This is a genomic window from Labrys sp. (in: a-proteobacteria) (assembly GCF_047605565.1).
Taxonomy (GTDB): domain Bacteria; phylum Pseudomonadota; class Alphaproteobacteria; order Rhizobiales; family Labraceae; genus Labrys; species Labrys neptuniae.
Map to the genome: position 1 here is coordinate 50,513 of NZ_JASGFM010000015.1, position 17,250 is coordinate 67,762.

At 64.8% G+C, this 17,250-nt stretch carries 15 protein-coding genes; 7 read left to right on the plus strand and 8 right to left on the minus strand.

The window, feature by feature from the left end:
* Positions 1 to 4: 4 nt before the first annotated feature.
* Positions 5 to 1,042: an Ldh family oxidoreductase gene (locus QM672_RS15290; protein WP_415083538.1), complete on the plus strand. Its 1,038-nt coding sequence runs from the start codon at positions 5 to 7 to the stop codon at positions 1,040 to 1,042.
* Between the two features lie 198 nt (positions 1,043 to 1,240).
* Here QM672_RS15290 and QM672_RS15295 read toward each other — a convergent pair whose 3' ends face one another.
* From QM672_RS15295 to QM672_RS15305, 3 genes are all read right to left on the minus strand, one after another.
* Complete coding sequence (locus tag QM672_RS15295; RefSeq protein WP_415083539.1) at positions 1,241 to 2,203, minus strand: dihydrodipicolinate synthase family protein; 963 nt, start codon at positions 2,201 to 2,203, stop codon at positions 1,241 to 1,243.
* Between the two features lie 217 nt (positions 2,204 to 2,420).
* Positions 2,421 to 3,149 (minus strand): GntR family transcriptional regulator, encoded by a 729-nt coding sequence (locus QM672_RS15300; RefSeq protein WP_415083541.1) that lies wholly within the window; start codon positions 3,147 to 3,149, stop codon positions 2,421 to 2,423.
* Positions 3,150 to 3,339: 190 nt separating this feature from the next.
* Complete coding sequence (locus QM672_RS15305; RefSeq protein ID WP_415083543.1) at positions 3,340 to 4,197, minus strand: LysR family transcriptional regulator; 858 nt, start codon at positions 4,195 to 4,197, stop codon at positions 3,340 to 3,342.
* 92 nt (positions 4,198 to 4,289) lie between these two features.
* Between QM672_RS15305 and QM672_RS15310 the strand changes: the two genes are divergently transcribed.
* Positions 4,290 to 4,670, plus strand: a complete 381-nt coding sequence (locus QM672_RS15310) for a tautomerase family protein (RefSeq protein ID WP_415083545.1) — start codon at positions 4,290 to 4,292, stop codon at positions 4,668 to 4,670.
* 26 nt (positions 4,671 to 4,696) lie between these two features.
* Here QM672_RS15310 and QM672_RS15315 read toward each other — a convergent pair whose 3' ends face one another.
* Positions 4,697 to 6,013, minus strand: coding sequence for an NtaA/DmoA family FMN-dependent monooxygenase (locus QM672_RS15315; protein WP_415083547.1), 1,317 nt, complete (start codon positions 6,011 to 6,013; stop codon positions 4,697 to 4,699).
* Between the two features lie 134 nt (positions 6,014 to 6,147).
* On the opposite strand from QM672_RS15315, the gene QM672_RS15320 reads away from it, so the two are divergent.
* From QM672_RS15320 to QM672_RS15335, 4 genes are all read left to right on the plus strand, one after another.
* On the plus strand, positions 6,148 to 6,936 hold the full coding sequence (locus QM672_RS15320; RefSeq protein ID WP_367624420.1) for an ABC transporter ATP-binding protein: 789 nt from the start codon (positions 6,148 to 6,150) through the stop codon (positions 6,934 to 6,936).
* Positions 6,933 to 7,946: a FecCD family ABC transporter permease gene (locus tag QM672_RS15325; protein WP_415083549.1), complete on the plus strand. Its 1,014-nt coding sequence runs from the start codon at positions 6,933 to 6,935 to the stop codon at positions 7,944 to 7,946. Before QM672_RS15320 ends, QM672_RS15325 begins: the two co-directional genes overlap by 4 nt.
* A complete protein-coding gene (locus QM672_RS15330; RefSeq protein WP_415083551.1) occupies positions 7,943 to 9,007 on the plus strand; it encodes a FecCD family ABC transporter permease in 1,065 nt (354 codons plus the stop codon). Before QM672_RS15325 ends, QM672_RS15330 begins: the two co-directional genes overlap by 4 nt.
* 65 nt (positions 9,008 to 9,072) lie before the next feature.
* Positions 9,073 to 9,978: an ABC transporter substrate-binding protein gene (locus tag QM672_RS15335; RefSeq protein WP_415083553.1), complete on the plus strand. Its 906-nt coding sequence runs from the start codon at positions 9,073 to 9,075 to the stop codon at positions 9,976 to 9,978.
* Positions 9,979 to 10,056: 78 nt separating this feature from the next.
* Here QM672_RS15335 and QM672_RS15340 read toward each other — a convergent pair whose 3' ends face one another.
* From QM672_RS15340 to gcvT, 4 genes are all read right to left on the minus strand, one after another.
* On the minus strand, positions 10,057 to 11,463 hold the full coding sequence (locus QM672_RS15340) for an L-serine ammonia-lyase (protein ID WP_415083555.1): 1,407 nt from the start codon (positions 11,461 to 11,463) through the stop codon (positions 10,057 to 10,059).
* Positions 11,464 to 11,630: 167 nt separating this feature from the next.
* Positions 11,631 to 14,477: an aminomethyl-transferring glycine dehydrogenase gene (gene gcvP / locus QM672_RS15345; protein ID WP_415083557.1), complete on the minus strand. Its 2,847-nt coding sequence runs from the start codon at positions 14,475 to 14,477 to the stop codon at positions 11,631 to 11,633.
* Positions 14,478 to 14,610: 133 nt separating this feature from the next.
* Positions 14,611 to 14,973, minus strand: a complete 363-nt coding sequence (gene gcvH, locus QM672_RS15350; protein ID WP_105860454.1) for a glycine cleavage system protein GcvH — start codon at positions 14,971 to 14,973, stop codon at positions 14,611 to 14,613.
* A 10-nt stretch (positions 14,974 to 14,983) separates the two neighbouring features.
* Positions 14,984 to 16,141, minus strand: a complete 1,158-nt coding sequence (gene gcvT / locus QM672_RS15355; RefSeq protein WP_415083560.1) for a glycine cleavage system aminomethyltransferase GcvT — start codon at positions 16,139 to 16,141, stop codon at positions 14,984 to 14,986.
* A 183-nt stretch (positions 16,142 to 16,324) separates the two neighbouring features.
* Here gcvT and QM672_RS15360 point away from each other — a divergent pair, with 183 nt between their 5' ends.
* Positions 16,325 to 17,233: a LysR substrate-binding domain-containing protein gene (locus QM672_RS15360; RefSeq protein WP_415083562.1), complete on the plus strand. Its 909-nt coding sequence runs from the start codon at positions 16,325 to 16,327 to the stop codon at positions 17,231 to 17,233.
* Positions 17,234 to 17,250 lie beyond the last annotated feature (17 nt).

The window sequence follows — 17,250 nt, forward strand, 5'->3', positions numbered from 1 at the left end:
AGCTATGACGGACGGGCGTGTGTTGACGACGAAGGAACTGAGCGAGCAGGTGGAAGCGATCTTCCGCAAGGCCGGCTTCAATGCAGCCCAGGCCGGCGCCGTGACGCGCGTGATCGTCGCCGGCGAGCGGGACGCCTGCAAATCGCATGGCATCTATCGCATCGAAGGCGCCTTGCGCACGGTGAAGGCCGGCAAGGTCCGCCCCGACGCCGAGCCTGTCCTGTCGGCAGAGGACGCCTCCGCCGTCGTCAAGGTCAATGCTAGAGGTGGCTTTGCCAATCCGGCCTTCGAGCTTGGCCTGCCCCTCCTGGTCGAGCGCGCCCGCCTCTATGGCCTGGCCGCGCTGGTGATCAATGACTGCACGCATTTCTCGGCGCTCTGGCCCGAAGTGGAGGCCGTGACGGAGCAGGGCCTCGCCGCCCTCGTGATGTGCCCGAGCTACTCGGCCGTGGCGCCCACCGGCGGCAACAAGCCCCTGCTCGGCACCAACCCCTTCGGCTTCGGCTGGCCGCGCCAAAACAAGCCACCCTATGTCTTCGACTTCGCCACCTCAGTTGCAGCCCGCGGGGAGATCGAGTTGCACCGTCGGGCCGGCAAGCCGCTGCCCGAGGGCTGGGCGATCGATGCCGAGGGCAAGCCGACGACCGATCCGGTGGCGGCGCTTGCCGGCGCCATGCTGCCTTTCGGTGGTCATAAGGGCTCGGCGATCGGCACGATGGTCGAACTCCTGGCCGGCATCATGATCGGAGATCTCACCAGCCCCGAGGCGCTGGAAGCCCTGGGCACTACCACCCTGGCGCCGGCCCATGGCGAATTGATCCTCGCCTTTTCGCCCGAGAAATTCGCTGCGGGGCGGCCAGGCGATCCCTTTGCCCGAGCCGAGATCCTGTTCGAAACCATCGTCGGGCAGGGCGCCAGGCTGCCATCCCAGCGTCGCTTTGCGGCGCGTGCCCAGTCGGAGGCGGAGGGCATCGTCCTCAGCGCCGCCGAAGTCGATGGGCTCGACCGGCTGCTGGCGCTCGGCCTCGACGCGGTGGATTGAGGCCAACTCTTCCTGGGACCGCCAGCATCCTGCTGGCTCTTGGAAACGTCGCGGTTGCTAGAAACAAAGAGCCAGCAGGATGCTGGCGGTCCCAGGCAGACATGTCTACCTAGGATAGCAGGATCGCGATAGCCCCCACAAATGCAAAGGCCCTCCGGATGGGAGGGCCTTTTTCAGTTCAGCAGTCTTACAATGCCGTCAGGCGGCGCATTTCTGCACGGCGCCGGGCAGGCGGCTCCACTGTGCGTACCAGGTGTCGAACAGTTTGAGCTGCGTTTCGGCATAGCCGCACTGGCTGTCGGACAGCACATCGGTCTCGTTGAAGTTGAGGGCGTATTCCTTGTCGCCCTTCACCACCATCATGTGCTTGAAGAAGAGGACCAGGTCCGGCCCTTCGTCGAAGGAGGACAGCACGGCCAGGGCCTGCTCCAGCTCCTGGGCGCGCTGGCGGGCGTCGACGTCACCGGCAGCGGCGGCCTCGGACAGCTTGCACAGATGGATCACTTCCTTGGGCAGGACATTGCCGATGCCGGTGATCGCGCCGGTGGCGCCGCAATTGACGAAGCCGTGGAATACGGCGGTATCGACGCCGATCATCAGGGAGACGCCGTCGTCGCGGCTGGTGATGTTTTCGGCCGCATAGCGCATGTCGGCCGGGCCGCCGAATTCCTTGAAGCCGACCAGGTTGGGATGCTCGGCCCGGAGGGCGAAGAACAGGTCAGCGCGGGTGGCAAAGCCGTAGTAGGGGCTGTTGTAGATCACGGCCGGCAGATCGGGGGCAGCGGTCAGGATGGCCTTGAAATGCTCTTTCTGAGCCGCGACGACCGAGCCGCGCGACAGGACGCGCGGGATCACCATCAGGCCCTGGGCGCCGACCTTCTGGGCGTGGGCGGCATGGGCCACGGCCGAAGCGGTGTTGACCGCGCCGGTGCCGACGATCACCGGGACGCCGGCCTTGACCAGGCGCTCGACGCCTTCCATGCGCTGGGCATCGGTGAGGAGGGGCCAGTCACCCATCGAGCCGCAATAGACCACGGCCGACATGCCCTCTCCGATGAGTTGCTTGCCCTTGCGTACGAGGGCCTCGAAATCCGGGCTGCGATCCGCCTTGCACGGGGTCATCAGCGCGGGAATGACACCGGAGAAAATCTTGGCCTTCATCTCGGGCTCCTCTGTTGGCCGGGGGGATAGGCTCGATCGCAGTTCCAGATGGGCGCCGATTCCTATCGTCGGCATCTTCATACATCTTTGTATTTTATTTGTCGACAAGAAATCGACAAGAGCGCCAAAGAAACTGGCTATCCCGGTGCGAAATTTATCCTAATGCCTTGTTTCAAAGGGTCTTTATCTGTCTCGGCATGATGCTGTGCAAGGCGTTTCAGAGGGCGATTTCGAGCCGGCGGTCGCGGACCAGCAATTTGCGGATCTGCTCGACGATCTGCTCGGCATGGATCTTGGCGAGCTTGTCGGAGAGGTCGACGTCGCGTGCCACGATCGCCGCGATCATATCCTCATGCTCGTCGACGAAGCGCCGCGGCAGTCGGTCGTCGAAGGATTGATAATAGAGGCGCAGGAAACGCCGGTTCTCGTCGAGCAGCCGCTTGAACAGGCCGGTGAAATAGGGATTGCGGCCGGCTTCGGCGATGGCCGAATGAAAGGCGGCATTGGTAGCGATCATCGCCAGCGCGTCCTGGGCCGTGACGGCGGCGGCGAATTCGCCCTGGCGTGCGCGGATCGCCTCCAGGTCCTGCCCGCGGTGATGCTCGGCCGCCAGCCTCGTCGTCACCCTGTACATCAGCACCAGGGCGTCGAAGAACGGCGACATGTTGAGGAAGTCGATGCTCGACACCATGGTCGAGCGGTTGGGGAGGGTGTCGATCAATCCCTCGCCCGCCAGCCTTACCAGGGCTTCGCGGATCGGCGTGCGGGACATCTTGAAGCGTTCCGCCAACTGGACTTCGTCGATCGGGCTGCCGGGCGGCAGCACCAGATCAAGGATCTCGTCGCGCAGGAGGTCATAGACCACCTTCACGCCGGAGCCACGCTTGCGCTCCGCGGAGCCGCCCTTGCTCTCCGTGGCCGCACCACCCGCTGCTTTCTTCTTCATTCTGGAATCCTCTTGTCGACAAGAGGGATAAAGGCGGGCGTGGACGCGATCAACCGTTTCGCGATGAGGGGCGATACCGCGGCAGAGCCGGCGGGGATGTCCGGCGTTAGGTGGCGGCTAGAAACAATCAGAGATAACAATTATATTTCAAGGCACTGTGTGTATTCTCTAATCATATAAGTGAGGTGAGTTATCCTCGTACGGCAGCGCGGAAGGCAGCTGCGAGTGCGGCGAGTGCCTCGCGTGGCCGGTCTTGTCTGACTCGGCTGTGCAGCAACACCGGCAGACGCGGCAATTCGGGCAGGCCAAGCCTGGCACCAACCTCGACGGCCCCGAGGGGCAGCATGCGCGGCGCCAGGGCGGCAACGCCGAGCCCGGCCATCACGGCTGCCGTCACCGCCGCCACCCCGCCGCCAACGAAACTCTCGCGCCAGGGCAGGCCGGCGTCATCAAGCAGACGGCCGGCCATCGCGCGTACGCCGCAGGGTTCGGCCATCGTCGCCAAGGGCAAGGGTTCATCCGCACGCTTCTGCCAGTCGGGTGCGGCAAACCAGCCGAATCTCTCCTCGGCGATCACCTCGCCATCGCTTCGGCCGGCATGCAGGCGCACGATCACGGTGTCGAGCTCGCGCCGGTCGAAGCTCTGCAAAAGGTCACCCGAGGACCCGATGCGGATCTCGATCAGAAGCTGCGGGTCCTGGGCGTTCATGCGCGCGATCAGCGCCGGCAGGTCGGGCCCGGCGACATGATCACTGAGGCCGATGGTGAGGCGCTGGCGCGTGGTCGCAAAGACGGCGAGCGCGCGCTCGTGCCCCGCCAGGAGCTCGCGGGCCGGTTCGAGAAAGGCGATACCCTGGGGTGAAAGCTGCACATAGCGAGGGGTGCGCTCGACCAGGCGGCAGCCGAGCCTTTCTTCCAGCCGCTTCAGTTTCAGGCTGACGGCGGCCTGCGTCGTTTGCAGGACCTCGGCAGCCCGCGTGAAGCTGTCGAGGTCGGCGATGTGCACAAAAGCCCTGACGGCATCGAGATCGAGCGGTCGCTCTATCATTTCCATCTCTTATTACTGATATGCATATTCATAGAATACCAAAATGAGTGAGCAGCATCTAGGCTCCGATCGGATCACAGAGGAGAAACTCCATGCCGCTTACACACATCGCGATGCGTGCCGGAAAGCCGCGAGCCTATCGCCAGGCAATCTTCGATGGCCTCTACCAAGCCATGCGCGAGACCTTCGACGTGCCCGAGGACGATCAGTTCATGACCATCACCGAGCACGAGGCTGATAATTTCCGCTATGGCGCCCACTATTTCGACGTTGCCCGCAGCGACGACCTCGTGCTGATCCAGCTCACCGTAAGCAATACGCGTAGCGAGGCGCAGAAAAGGGCCCTGTTCCGCCGGATCGCGGAGCGCCTTGCGGAGAATCCCGGCATTCGGCCGGAAGACGTCTTCGTCAGCCTCGTCGAGGTTGCCAAGGTGAACTGGTCCCTCGGCCGGGGCCTGGCGCAATATGGCTGAGGCGAGCGGCCAGGGTACGCCGCACGTCAGATATCCCCGTCGTCCCTGAGATGATCGGCGAAAGTCGATCCGCGATACGCCTGCCGGAACAATCCGGCCTCGGCCAGCTGCGGCACGAGATCATCGAGGGCCAGCCGGAGTGCTTCGGCCGATCCGCCGGGCAGGATGACGAAGCCGTCGATCGCGCCGGCACTTGCCCATTGCCGGACCTGCTCGGCTGCCTCCCGCGCCGTTCCGATGACGCGCCAATGCGCCGAGCCGATCACCTCGGGCCGCGTCAGAAGTTCGGCGACCGTCGGCTGTTCGTTGCGGATCAGGCGAAGCAGGAGGTCGGCATGGGTGCGGCTGCGCAGTGCCGGGACCACCTCGGGCAGATCGGCTGCGGTGACGCGGCGGTCGTCGGGGCAGCGCGAGAGGTCGAGGCCCGTCATGTCCCGGATGGCCTTGAACCTGCGCCCCGTATCGGCGCGGGCATGGGTCTGTGCAAAGAGTGCCCGCGCCTCGCTTCGATTGGAAGCGAGATAGAGGCTGAGGCCCGGCAGCACGCGAATGTCGTCGGGTCTGCGGCCATGGCCGAGTGCGCGCTGCCTGAGATCGCTGCGCAACTCCAGCGCGGCTGCCATGTCGGGGGTCGAGGCGAAGATGGCGTCGGCGACCGAAGCGGCGAAATCGCGCCCCGTCGGCGAGGCGCCGGCCTGGATCAGCGGAATCGAGGATCTGCCATAGGCCGGCAGATTGAGCGGCCCCTTGACGTTGAAACGGGCGCCAACGTGATCGATCGGCTGTACGAGGGCTGAAACGGCATAGCGGCCGCTCTCGCGATCCTGCTTCAGGGCGTCCTGCGGATAGCTGGCCCAGAGCCGGCGCACGACCTGGGTGAATTCGGCTGCACGTGCATAACGTTCCCCGGCCGAGGGCATGGCCGGCAGGCCGAAATTCTCGTTGCCGTCCAGTGCCGTGACGATGTTCCAGCCGACCCGGCCCTTGCTCAGCCAGTTGAGGGATTGCAACTGGCGCGCCACCACATAGGGCGAATTGAAGGTGGTGGAGATGGTGGTGAGCAGGCCGACATGGCTGGTTTCGCGCGCCATGGCCGCCAGCAGGATGGTGGGATCGAGACTGCCGAAGCCGGGGCCGGTTTCAAGCGCCTGCGGATCGAGAAAGAGGGTGTCGGGCCGGAACACGAAATCCAGCCTGGCCGTCTCCGCCCGCCGGGCAATGTCCAGATAGAATTCTTCAGAGTAAATATTCTCGATATTGCTGTCTAGGCGCCGCCAGCCATCGCCACTCAGCCAGGTCGGAGCCAGAGAAAGGCCGATGTGCAGTCTTCTTTTGGTTGTCATATTCTATTATCAGACCTCCAATTGGTGCAATGTTGAATTATTATAAAGTATCTTGGCTTCAATTTTAGAATTGCGTGATGATTTACCGTAACTTAATCTGTATTCAAGCGTGATTTGCGTTGGGTGATTACACGGTGCTCAGGACGAACAATGTGGTGGCCGGCTATGGCAGGCAGCCCGTCTTGCGGGGAGTGTCGGTCGATTTCGAGCCTGGGCGCCTGAATGTCCTGATCGGCCCGAATGGTTGCGGAAAATCGACCCTGCTGAAAGCGATCATGGGCTTTTTGCCCCTGAGCGCCGGCGAGATCACCCTGGCGGGACAGTCGATCCGGGTCATTGGGCGCAAGACGCTCGCTCGCGAAATTGCCTATCTGCCGCAGGACAGCCACTGTCCCGACTATATGACGCTGGGCGAGCTGATCGAATTGGCCGGCTATGCCCGGACATCGGCGATGGCGGGCCCGAGCGTGCGTGACCGGCTGCTGTTTCGACAGGCCCTCGAGAGAGTAGGCCTTGCCGACATGGCACATCGGCCGCTCACCTCGCTCTCCGGCGGCCAAAGGCAGCGCGCCTGGATCGCCATGGTGCTGGCCCAGGACACGCCCATCATCCTGATGGACGAGCCGGTGAACCATCTCGACCTGAAATATCAATATGCCGTGCTGGAACTGGTGCAGAGCCTCGCCCTCGAGCAAAGCAAGACCATCGTCATGGTGCTGCACGACATCAATCTGGCGACGACCTTCGCCGATGAAGTGATCATGCTGCATGACGGGCAGGTCGTGGCCAAGGGACCCGCCGGGCAGGTGATGACCTCCAGCAATGTCGGGCAGGTCTTCGATCTCGACGTCGACATCTTCGAGCGGCAGGGCAGGCTCGTCTGCCTGCCGCGTGTGCAAGCGGAAAAGCCGGTCGCAGCATGATCCGGCGCTGGCTCCTTCTCGGCGCGGCATGCGCAGTGCTCGTGCTGCTCGTCGTCGCCAATCTGAGCTTCGGGGCGGAGGCGATTCCGCCATCCGAGGTTGTCGCGGCGGTCCTGCGTTTCGAGCCGGCGAGCTATGACGACTATGTCGTCATCTATCAGAGGCTGCCACGCGCCTTGATTGCCCTCTATGCCGGCGCTGCAACGGCTTGCGGCGGCCTGGTGCTCCAAGGCCTGACCCGCAACCCGCTCGCTTCCCCCTCGACCCTGGGCATCAATGCCGGCGCCACGGCCTTTGTCGTCGCCGGGGCCTATCTGTTCGATTTCGGCCTCGATGCGCAGGGCCTCGCCGCCCTGACCGGTGCCGTCGTCGGCTTTGCCGCCAGCCTCACGGTGGCACGGCTCGCCGGACTCTCGCATGATCCGCGCGGCCTGGCGCTCATCCTGGCCGGCGCGCTGGTCTCGATGTTCTTCATCGGCATTGCCAATGCCATCCTGCTCTCCGATCCGGCCCGGCGCATGGATTTCCTCGGCTGGGTGAGCGGCAACATCAACCATGTCTATGCCGACCGCCTGTTGCGCTTCTGGTGGATCGGCCTGATCGGGTTGGTTGGGCTGCAATTGCTGGCCCGGCCGCTCACTGTGATCGCCCTCGGCGACGGCAAGGCCACTTCGCTCGGCGTCGACGTTATCAGGGTTTCGCGCCTCGCCCTGACGGCTGTGGCGCTCGCCGCCGGCTCGGCCGTGGCGATCTGCGGGCCGATCGGCTTCGTCGGCCTGGTGGTGCCGCATCTCGTCCGTCCCTTCGTCGGCGGGGGATTCAAGTTTGGCCTGCCGGTCTGCGCCGTCTGTGGCGCAGGCCTGTGCCTGCTCGCTGACCTTGCCGCGCGCGAGGCCTTCAAACCCTATGTCCTGCACACCGGCGTGCTCCTGGACCTGATGGGCGGCGTGGTCTTCGCCCTGATCGTCCGGCGCTATTATCTCGGCACGGCCGCAAGGAGCCCGTCGTGAAGCTGGCGCGGGCTGTCGACGGCAAGGCCGTGCTGCGTTGGCCTGGTGGCCTGCAGATCCGGCTTGGCAATCTCTATGCCGGCTTCTTCCTGATCGTGGCCGCTGTCGCCCTGGCGGCATTGTCCCTGGGCATGGGATCGATCAAAGCGGGGCTGGGGGACCTCGCCGCTGCTCTCGGCGCCGCCCCGCTCGATCCCGACAAGGCCTATGCCTTGTGGGATGTCCGGCTGCCCCGCATCCTCACAGGTTTTCTCGCCGGCTGGCTGGTGGCGATGGCGGCTTCGATGCTGCAGTCACTCACGCGCAATCCTCTGGCCGATCCCGGCCTGCTGGGACTCAGCCAGGGCTCGATGATCATGATCATGCTGCTCCTGATCTATGCTCCGACTGCATCGAAGGCCCTGATCCCGCTGGCGGCGCTGGGCGGAGGGCTCGGCGTGGCCCTGGCCCTGCTTATCCTGGTCGGGCGCGAGCGTTCGAACGGCCTCGCCATCCTGCTGATGGGCATCGCGATCGAGACCGTTCTGTCCTCCATCGCTTCCCTGCTCATCCTCTACACGCCGAGCGAGACATCCTACGCCCTGTCGAGCTGGTTGGCGGGATCGCTGTTCCAGGCGAGCTGGGCGGGGATCGCCGCCCTGGCTCCCTGGTTCCTGCTCAGCCTGCCCGTCGCCTTCCTGGCCGGGCACGCGCTCGGCCCCTATGAGCTCGGCGAGGAGATGGCGCTTGCTCTGGGCGAGCCGATCGGCCGGTCGAGGCCGATCGTACTCGTACTCGCAGTGCTCCTGGGCGCGGCTGCCGTCACCGCCGTGGGCCCGCTGATGTTCCTGGGCGTGCTGGCGCCACAGCTCGTCGGCTTCCTCTCACCCGCGCTGGCGCGGGCAAGACTGTTCCTGGCCGGGCTGATGGGCGGGGTTCTGGTGATATCAGCCGACGGGTTGACGAGGGCGGTAGCCGGCGAGATCGCCATGCCGCTCGGGCTGAGCCTCACCCTGGTTGGCGTGCCGCTCTTCATCCTCTCCCTGCGCCTGAGGGCGCTCAAACTGTTTCGGACACACTGAAAGGCAAGACCATGCGCAAGACCATGCGATGGGCCGTTTTGATCCCGGCCATGTTGGCGGCACAGATGGCTTTGGCTGCGGACCGCGCCGTGACCGACGATACCGGGCGATCCGTCACCATTCCCCAGGATCCGAAACGGATCATCGTGCTGCATGAACCCCTTCTGGGGCTGCCGCTCCTGGACCTCGGCGTCGACATCACCGGCAGCTATGGCCGCTCCGACGATGGGCGGATGCTGACCGCCGTCGACTTCGTCGATACGGTGCTGGCGAGAAAAGGCCCCAAGCCGACCGGCATCGGAGCGGTCGGGCAGATCGATCTGGAAAAGGTGCGCAAGCTCGATCCGGACCTGATCATCGGCACCGAGCGCGATGTCGACAAGGCCGGCCAGCTTTCGGCGATCGCGCCGGTCTATCTGCAGAAGGCCAGCACCGGCAGGACGCGCGGTATCGGCGTCGAGGAGGATCTGGCCAGGCTTCTTGGCCGGCAGGATGCATTCGCTGCGCGCAAAAAGGCCTATCTCGACCGGGTCGCCGCCCTCAAGGCCAAGCTGCCGCCCAGAGAGCGGGAGCGGACCTATATGGCCGTCATCGTGCATGACCAGGTCAATCTGGTCGGTGAGATCTCGGGCGCGATCCAGGCCCTGGAGGATCTCGGCTATCACCCCGCCAAGGTGGAGGGCATGGGGGCAGGCAAGGGCCTCGGCTCGATCTTCGCCACGCCGCTGAGCCCGGAGATCTTCGGGCGGGTCGATCCCGACCTGCTGGTGATCATGAACAGCTATGCCGAAAAAGACCGCTCGGAAGCGGCGATCCGCGCCCGGCTCGGCAAGATCATGCCGGGCTGGGACAAGTTCCTCAAGCCGGCGCGGGAAGGGCGCATTCTCTATCTCGACTCCGGGGAGGTCGCCACCCCCACCATCGCCAGCGCCGAACACACGCTCGACGCCTTCGCCGCCAGGAAGGAGTGAGCCAGGCTCCACGGCGGCGGCAGAGTGGCGTGTAGAGAGCAACGCCTTCGTTCCGATCGCAACTCGCCTCGCCGGCTCTCAGCACTCCGGCAGGTTGACGGCAAGCCCGCCGGTCGAGGTCTCCTTGTATTTGAGATTCATGTCGATGCCGGTCTGGCGCATCGTCTCGATGCAATTGTCGAGCGGCATGAAATGCTTGCCGTCACCGCGCAAGGCCAGGCTGGCGGCGCTCACCGCCTTGATCGCGCCGAGCCCATTGCGCTCGATGCACGGCACCTGAACCAGGCCCTTGGCCGGATCGCAGGTCATGCCCAGATGGTGTTCCAGCGCGATTTCGGCCGCGTTCTCCACCTGTTCGTTGGAGCCGCCGAGCGCAGCGCAGAGGCCTGCCGCCGCCATGGCCGAAGCCGATCCGACCTCGCCCTGGCAGCCGACTTCGGCCCCCGAGATCGAGGCGTTGTACTTGATGATGCCGCCGATGGCGGCGGCGACCAGCAGAAAATCGCGGATGCCTTCATGGCTCGAGCCGCGGCAATGGTCGCGGTAGTAGCGGATCACGGCCGGCACCACGCCGGCCGCCCCGTTGGTGGGCGAGGTGACGACGCGCCCGCCGGCGGCGTTCTCCTCGTTGACCGCCATGGCATAGATCGAGATCCAGTCATTGACGACATGGGGCTGTTCGAGATTGCGGCCCTGTTCGGCCAGGAGCTGCTGGTGAATGGTGTGCGCACGGCGCCGCACCGACAGGCCCCCCGGGAGGATGCCGTCCTGCCGCAAGCCGCGATCGATGCAACCGTCCATCGCAGCCCAGATCGCATCGAGCCTGTCGTCCAGCGTGTCGCCATAGACGAGGTGCTCATTGGCCCGCTTCATCTCGGCGATGCTGAGATTGGAGGAAGCCCCCATCGCCAGCATTTCGGCAGCCGTGCTGAAGGGATAGGGAAAGCCGAGCGCACCCGGTTCGTCGGATGAGGCCGCATCCCTGTTGCGCTGGGCTTCGAGCTCTTCGGCCGACAGGACGAAGCCGCCGCCGATCGAATAATAGGTCCGGCTGAGAAGCAGCTCGCCATTCGCATCCGTGGCGGCGAGGACCAGGCCATTGGCATGGCCGGGCAGAGGCGGACCATAGTCGAAGACGAGGTCGGTGTCGGGGACAAAGGTGAGCGGCGGCAGGCCGGGAAGCCTGATCACGCCCGCCTGGCGGAGCTCGGCTTCCTTTTCCTGTGCCAGGTCCGGGTCGATGGTGGCAGGCAGGAATCCCATCAGTCCGAGGATGACGGCCCGGTCGGTGGCATGGCCGTGGCCGGTGAAGGCGAGCGAGCCGTGCAGGCTGACCTTGAGCCGCAGGTCCGTCATGGCGGATTTATGCTCCACCAGAGCCCTCAATTCGTCCAGGAAGCGTCCCGCCGCCACCATCGGTCCCATCGTGTGAGACGAGGACGGCCCGATGCCGATCTTGAAGATGTCGAAAATCGACAGAAACATGCCTGGCTCTCTACTCAAGGCAGGCGATCCCGAAGATCGCCTGCATCCAGCGTGGTCATTGAAGCGTTTTCCAGAAAAGTTGATAGACTTTTCGATCAAGAAAACGCGTCAAAACAAAGAGTTAGAGATAAAGTGCGATTCAAAGAAATCGCACTTTGCTCTAGCCCTTATTCGGCCGCCTCGACATAGCTTTCGAGCGGCGGGCAGGAACAGACCAGGTTACGGTCGCCATAGACATTGTCGACGCGGTTGACCGGCGACCAATATTTGTCGACCCGGAAGGCGCCGGCCGGATAGCAGGCGATCTCGCGGCTGTAGGAGCGGTTCCACTCGCCCACCAGATCTTCCACGGTGTGTGGGGCATGTTTGAGCGGGTTGTCTTCGGGATCGAGCTTGCCCGCCACGATCGCCTCGGCCTCCGCCGCGATGCCGAGCATGGCCGCGATGAAGCGGTCGAGTTCGGCCTTGGGTTCGCTCTCCGTCGGCTCCACCATCAGCGTACCCGCCACCGGCCAGCTCATGGTCGGGGCATGGAAGCCGCAATCGATCAGCCGCTTGGCGATGTCGTCGACGCTCACGCCGGCGCGGTCCTTGAGCACGCGGGTGTCGAGGATACACTCATGCGCCACCCGGCCCCTGGCCGAATAGAGGATCGGATAGGAAGACGCGAGACGGCTGGCGATGTAGTTGGCGTTGAGGATCGCCACCTTGGTCGCCTGGGTCAGGCCTTCGCCGCTCATCAGCAGGCAATAGGCCCAAGAGATCAGCAGGATCGAGGCCGAGCCATAGGGCGCCGAGGATACCGCGCCCTTCTCGCCGCTTTGCGGCAGGGTCGGCAGATAGGGCGCCAGGTGGGCCTTGACGCCGATCGGCCCCATGCCCGGACCGCCGCCGCCATGCGGGATGGCAAAGGTCTTGTGTAGGTTGAGATGGCTGACGTCGGAGCCGATGTCGCCGGGACGGGCCAGCCCGACCATGGCGTTCATGTTGGCGCCGTCGAGATAGACCTGGCCGCCATGGGCGTGGGTGATCTCGCAGATCTCGCGCACCGTCTCCTCGAACACGCCATGGGTCGAGGGATAGGTGATCATGCAGGCGGCGAGATTGGCCGAATGGGCCTCCGCCTTGGCGCGGAAGTCGGCCACGTCGATGTCCCCGTTCGGCGCGACGCCGACGACGACCACCTTCATGCCGCACATCTGCGCGGAGGCGGGATTGGTGCCATGGGCCGAGGTCGGGATCAGGCAGACGTCGCGATGATGGTCGCCGCGCGCCTGGTGATAGGCCTGGATGGTCAGGAGGCCGGCATATTCGCCCTGTGCGCCGGAATTGGGCTGCATCGAGAAGGCGTCATAGCCGGTGATCTGGCAGAGCTTGGCCTCCAGATCGGTGATCGCCTCCGCATAGCCCCTGGTCTGGCTATCGGGGGCGAAGGGATGCACGTCGGCGAACTCTGGCCAGCTCAGCGCCGCCATTTCGGCGGTGGCGTTCAGCTTCATGGTGCAGGAGCCGAGCGGGATCATCGAACGGTCGAGCGCGAGATCGCGATCGGCGAGGCGGCGCATGTAGCGCGTCATTTCCGCTTCGGCGCGGTTCAGATGAAAGATCGGATGGGTCAGATAGGGGGACGTCCGCTCCAGGGCGTCGGGCAGCCGATAGTCATGGGTGAGGTCATCGTCCCTGAGGTCGATGCCGAAGGCGCGCCAGATGGCTTCGGTATGGCCGCGGCGGGTGCGCTCGTCATAGGCTATGCCGATCTTGCTGGTGCCGACCCGGCGCAGGTTGATGCCTTCGGCTTCGGCCGATTTCAGGATAGCGCCCTGGACTGCACCGACCTCGACCGTCACCGTGTCGAAGAAGGTCGACGGCTCGACCTTATAGCCCTGGCTTTCCAGGCCCTTGACCAGCCGCACCATCTTGCGATGGACACGCTCGGCGATCGCCCGTAGCCCCGTCGGGCCGTGGAACACCGCATACATCGAGGCCATCACCGCCAGCAGCGCCTGGGCGGTGCAGACATTCGAAGTCGCCTTTTCGCGGCGGATATGCTGCTCGCGCGTCTGCAGCGACAGGCGATAGGCGCGGTTGCCGCGCGCGTCGATCGAAACGCCGACGATGCGGCCGGGCATGCTGCGCTTGAGCGCGTCGCGCACCGCCATATAGGCGGCATGCGGGCCACCATAGCCCATCGGTACGCCGAAGCGCTGGGTCGAGCCGATGGCGATGTCGGCCCCCATCTCGCCGGGCGCCTTGAGAATGGTCAGGGCGAGCGGGTCGGCGGCGACGCAGGCCAGGGCCTCGGCGCCGTGCAGCGCCTCGATCACGCCGGTGAAGTCATGCACATGGCCGTAGGTGCCGGGATATTGGAAGATCGCGCCGAACACGCCGGCCGGATCGAGATCGGCGAAGGGGTCGCCGACCACGACGTCCCAGCCGAGCGCGGCGGCGCGGGTTTGGATCACCGCAATGGTCTGGGGATGGCAATGGTGGTCGACGAAGAAGGCGTTCGCCTTGGACTTGGCGGAACGCCGGCACAGCGCCATCGCCTCGGCGGCCGCGGTGCCTTCGTCCAGCAGCGAGGCATTGGCGACATCGAGGGCGGTCAGATCCGAGATCATCGTCTGGAAGTTCAGCAGGGCCTCGAGGCGTCCCTGGCTGATCTCCGGCTGGTAGGGCGTGTAGGCCGTGTACCAGGCGGGGTTCTCGAAGATGTTGCGCTGGATCGCCGGCGGCGTGACGGTGCCGTAATAGCCCTGGCCGATCAGGGAGATCATCACGCGGTTCTTGTCGGCGACTTCGCGCAAGCGGTTGAGCACACCGTGCTCGGACAGCGCTGGCCCCCAGGCGAGCGGCGCCTTCTGGCGGATGCCTGCCGGCACGATGGCATCGATCAGTCCATCGAGGCTGTCTGCGCCGACAGCCTTCAGCATCTCGGTCATTTCAGCCGGGGAGGGGCCGATATGGCGCCTGTTGGCAAAATCATAGGGATCGTAGGTGGTTTCGGTGTGAGACATCGTGCCCTCTCAGAGCAAAGTGCGTTCGAGACCGAACGCTTGTTTGCTCCAACTCCTTGTTTCCAAGCCAATTCAAAGAATTGGCTCGAGCGTCTTTGCGATCCTTGACGATTTCGTCAGATCACAAAATGCTCTAGCCGATATGGGCCTTGTAGGCGGCTTCGTCCATCAGGCCAGCCGCGTCGCCGGCATTGGCGAGCTTGAGACGGAAGAACCAGCCGCCGGCCTGCGGATCGGAGTTGACGAGGGACGGGTCGTTGACGATGGCTTCGTTTACCTCGACGATCTCGCCATCGAGCGGGCAATAGACGTCAGAGGCGGCCTTGACGGACTCGACCGTTGCCGCGACGTCGCCCTTCGACAGGCGCTTGCCGACCCCGGGCAACTCGACGAAGACGAGGTCGCCGAGCTGCTCGGCGGCATGACCGGTGATGCCGACCGTGGCGACGCCGTCGGCGATGTCGAGCCATTCATGGTCTTCGGTGAATTTCGTCATGGTGGGCCTCTCAGCTGCGCTTGTAGCGCGGGGTGATGAAGGGAAGGGTGGCGACGACGACCGGCAGGCGCTTGCCGCGCACCTCGGCGAAGAGCCGGGTGCCCGGTTCGGCGCTGGCCGTGGGAACATAGCCCATCGCAACGGGAGCGCCGAGGGTGGGGCCGAAACCGCCGGATGTGACGCGGCCGATCGGCGCCGGCGCCGTTTCATCGATGAAGAGTTCTGCACCAGCTCGGATCGGTGCGCGGCCTTCGGCGGCGAGGCCGACGCGCCGGCGTGGTGCGCCATGCTCGAATTCGGGTAAGATCACTTCGGCTCCCGGAAAGCCGCCTTCCCGGGCGCCGCCGGTGCGCCGCACCTTCTGCACGGCCCATTCGAGCGCCGCCGCGACAGGCGTCGTCGTGGTGTCGATATCGTTACCGTAGAGGCAGAGCCCAGCTTCGAGCCGAAGGCTGTCGCGTGCGCCAAGCCCGATGGGATGCACATCAGGATCGGCGAGCAGGGCCTTGGCCAGCTCTTCCGCCTGGGCTGAGGGTACCGAGATTTCGTAGCCGTCCTCGCCCGAATAGCCCGAGCGGGAAACCAGGCAGGACACGCCGAGAATGGTCAGCTCCCTCACGTCCATGAAAGCCATGGCGGCGGCCTGCGGCGCAAGCTTGGCCAGCGCGGCCTCCGCGGCAGGCCCCTGGAGGGCAATGAGCCCGCGGTCCGTGAGTTCCTCGATCTCGCAGTCCTCGGACAGATGGGCACGCAGATGGGCGATGTCCTGGCTCTTGCAGGCCGCGTTGACGACGAGGAAGAGATGGTCGCCGCGATTGGCGAACATCAGATCGTCGAGAATGCCGCCCCTCGCGTCTGTGAAAAGCCCGTAGCGCTGGCGCCCCGGCTTCAGCCCAAGCACATCGACCGGGACCAGCCGCTCCAGTGCCAGAGCGGCATCCTCGTATTTCCCGGATTTCGCGCGGAGCACGACCTGGCCCATATGGCCGACATCGAACAGCCCGGCCAGGGCACGGGTGTGGAGGTGCTCCTTCGCCACGCCCTCGGGAAACTGCACCGGCATGTCATAGCCTGCAAATTCCACCATTCGGCCGCCAAGCGCGGCATTGAGCGTGGTCAGCGGCGTCTTTCCAAGGTCATTCCGGTCAAGTTCGTTCCGGTCGTCCATGGGCATGTCCTCGGTGGTGTTCTTGTCAGATCAAGTATCTCAAATGCCGGTCCACGTGCAGGCCTGGCATCCCGGGCCGTCGGCTGCGCCGACGTCTCCGGATAGCCTGGATATGCCAGATCGTTTGACATTGCAGAAATTCATAGTTCAAATGTTAGAATTGATAATTCTCATGATAAAGCCATGCAGAACATTCCCACGGAACTCCTGCGCACCTTCGTGAAGGCCATCGATTCAGGCAGCTTTACGCGCGCCGGTGCATTGGTTGGCCGCAGCCAATCGGCGGTGAGCCTCCAGGTCCGCCGGCTTGAGGAAATCGTGGCTGCGCAGCTCTTCCAAAGGGATGCGCACAAGCTGCAACTCACCCAGGAAGGAACGCTGCTCGCCCAGTTCGCCCGGCGCATCCTGGCCTTGAACGACGAGGCGCTTGCCAGCATGCGCCAGCCCACGGTTGCCGGGCGCATCCGGCTGGGCGCCCCGCATGAATATACGGCTTCGCTGCTGCCTGACTTCCTGGGCAAGTTCGCCCAGTCCCATCCGAATGTGATGCTGGAAGTGACGAGCGACCTGAGCAAGAACCTGCTTAGCCGCCAGGCCGATGGCGACCTCGATCTCGTGATTGCCTTGCATGACGAGCCGAACCTGACGGAGGGACGCCAGATCTTCACCGAGCCGCTGGTATGGATGACGAGCGCCGACCATGAGCGCCACACCCAGAGCCCTTTACCCCTGGTGGTGGCACCGCCGCCCTGCATCTACCGGCACCGCATCCTGGATACGCTGAACGGGCTCGGCAGGCCCTGCCGGATCGCCTATCTCAGCTCGAGCTATGACGGCATTTCCGCCGCCGTGCGGGCGGGGCTGGGCGTGACGGTGATGGCCGAGAGCGCCGCACCGTCAGGCGTGCGCATGCTCGGCGAGCGCGACGATTTCCCGCCGCTCGGCCATCTCGAACTCAGGCTGCACCGGCTCGCCGGCAATTCGAGCGAGGCGATCATCCGCCTCGAGGACTACATCGCCGAGAGCTTCGCCGACACCGAGCTCGGGCGGGGCGGGGGCGGGCGGGCGCGGTCCCTGCCCCTGTCGGAATAGAAACGGCCGATCCGAAG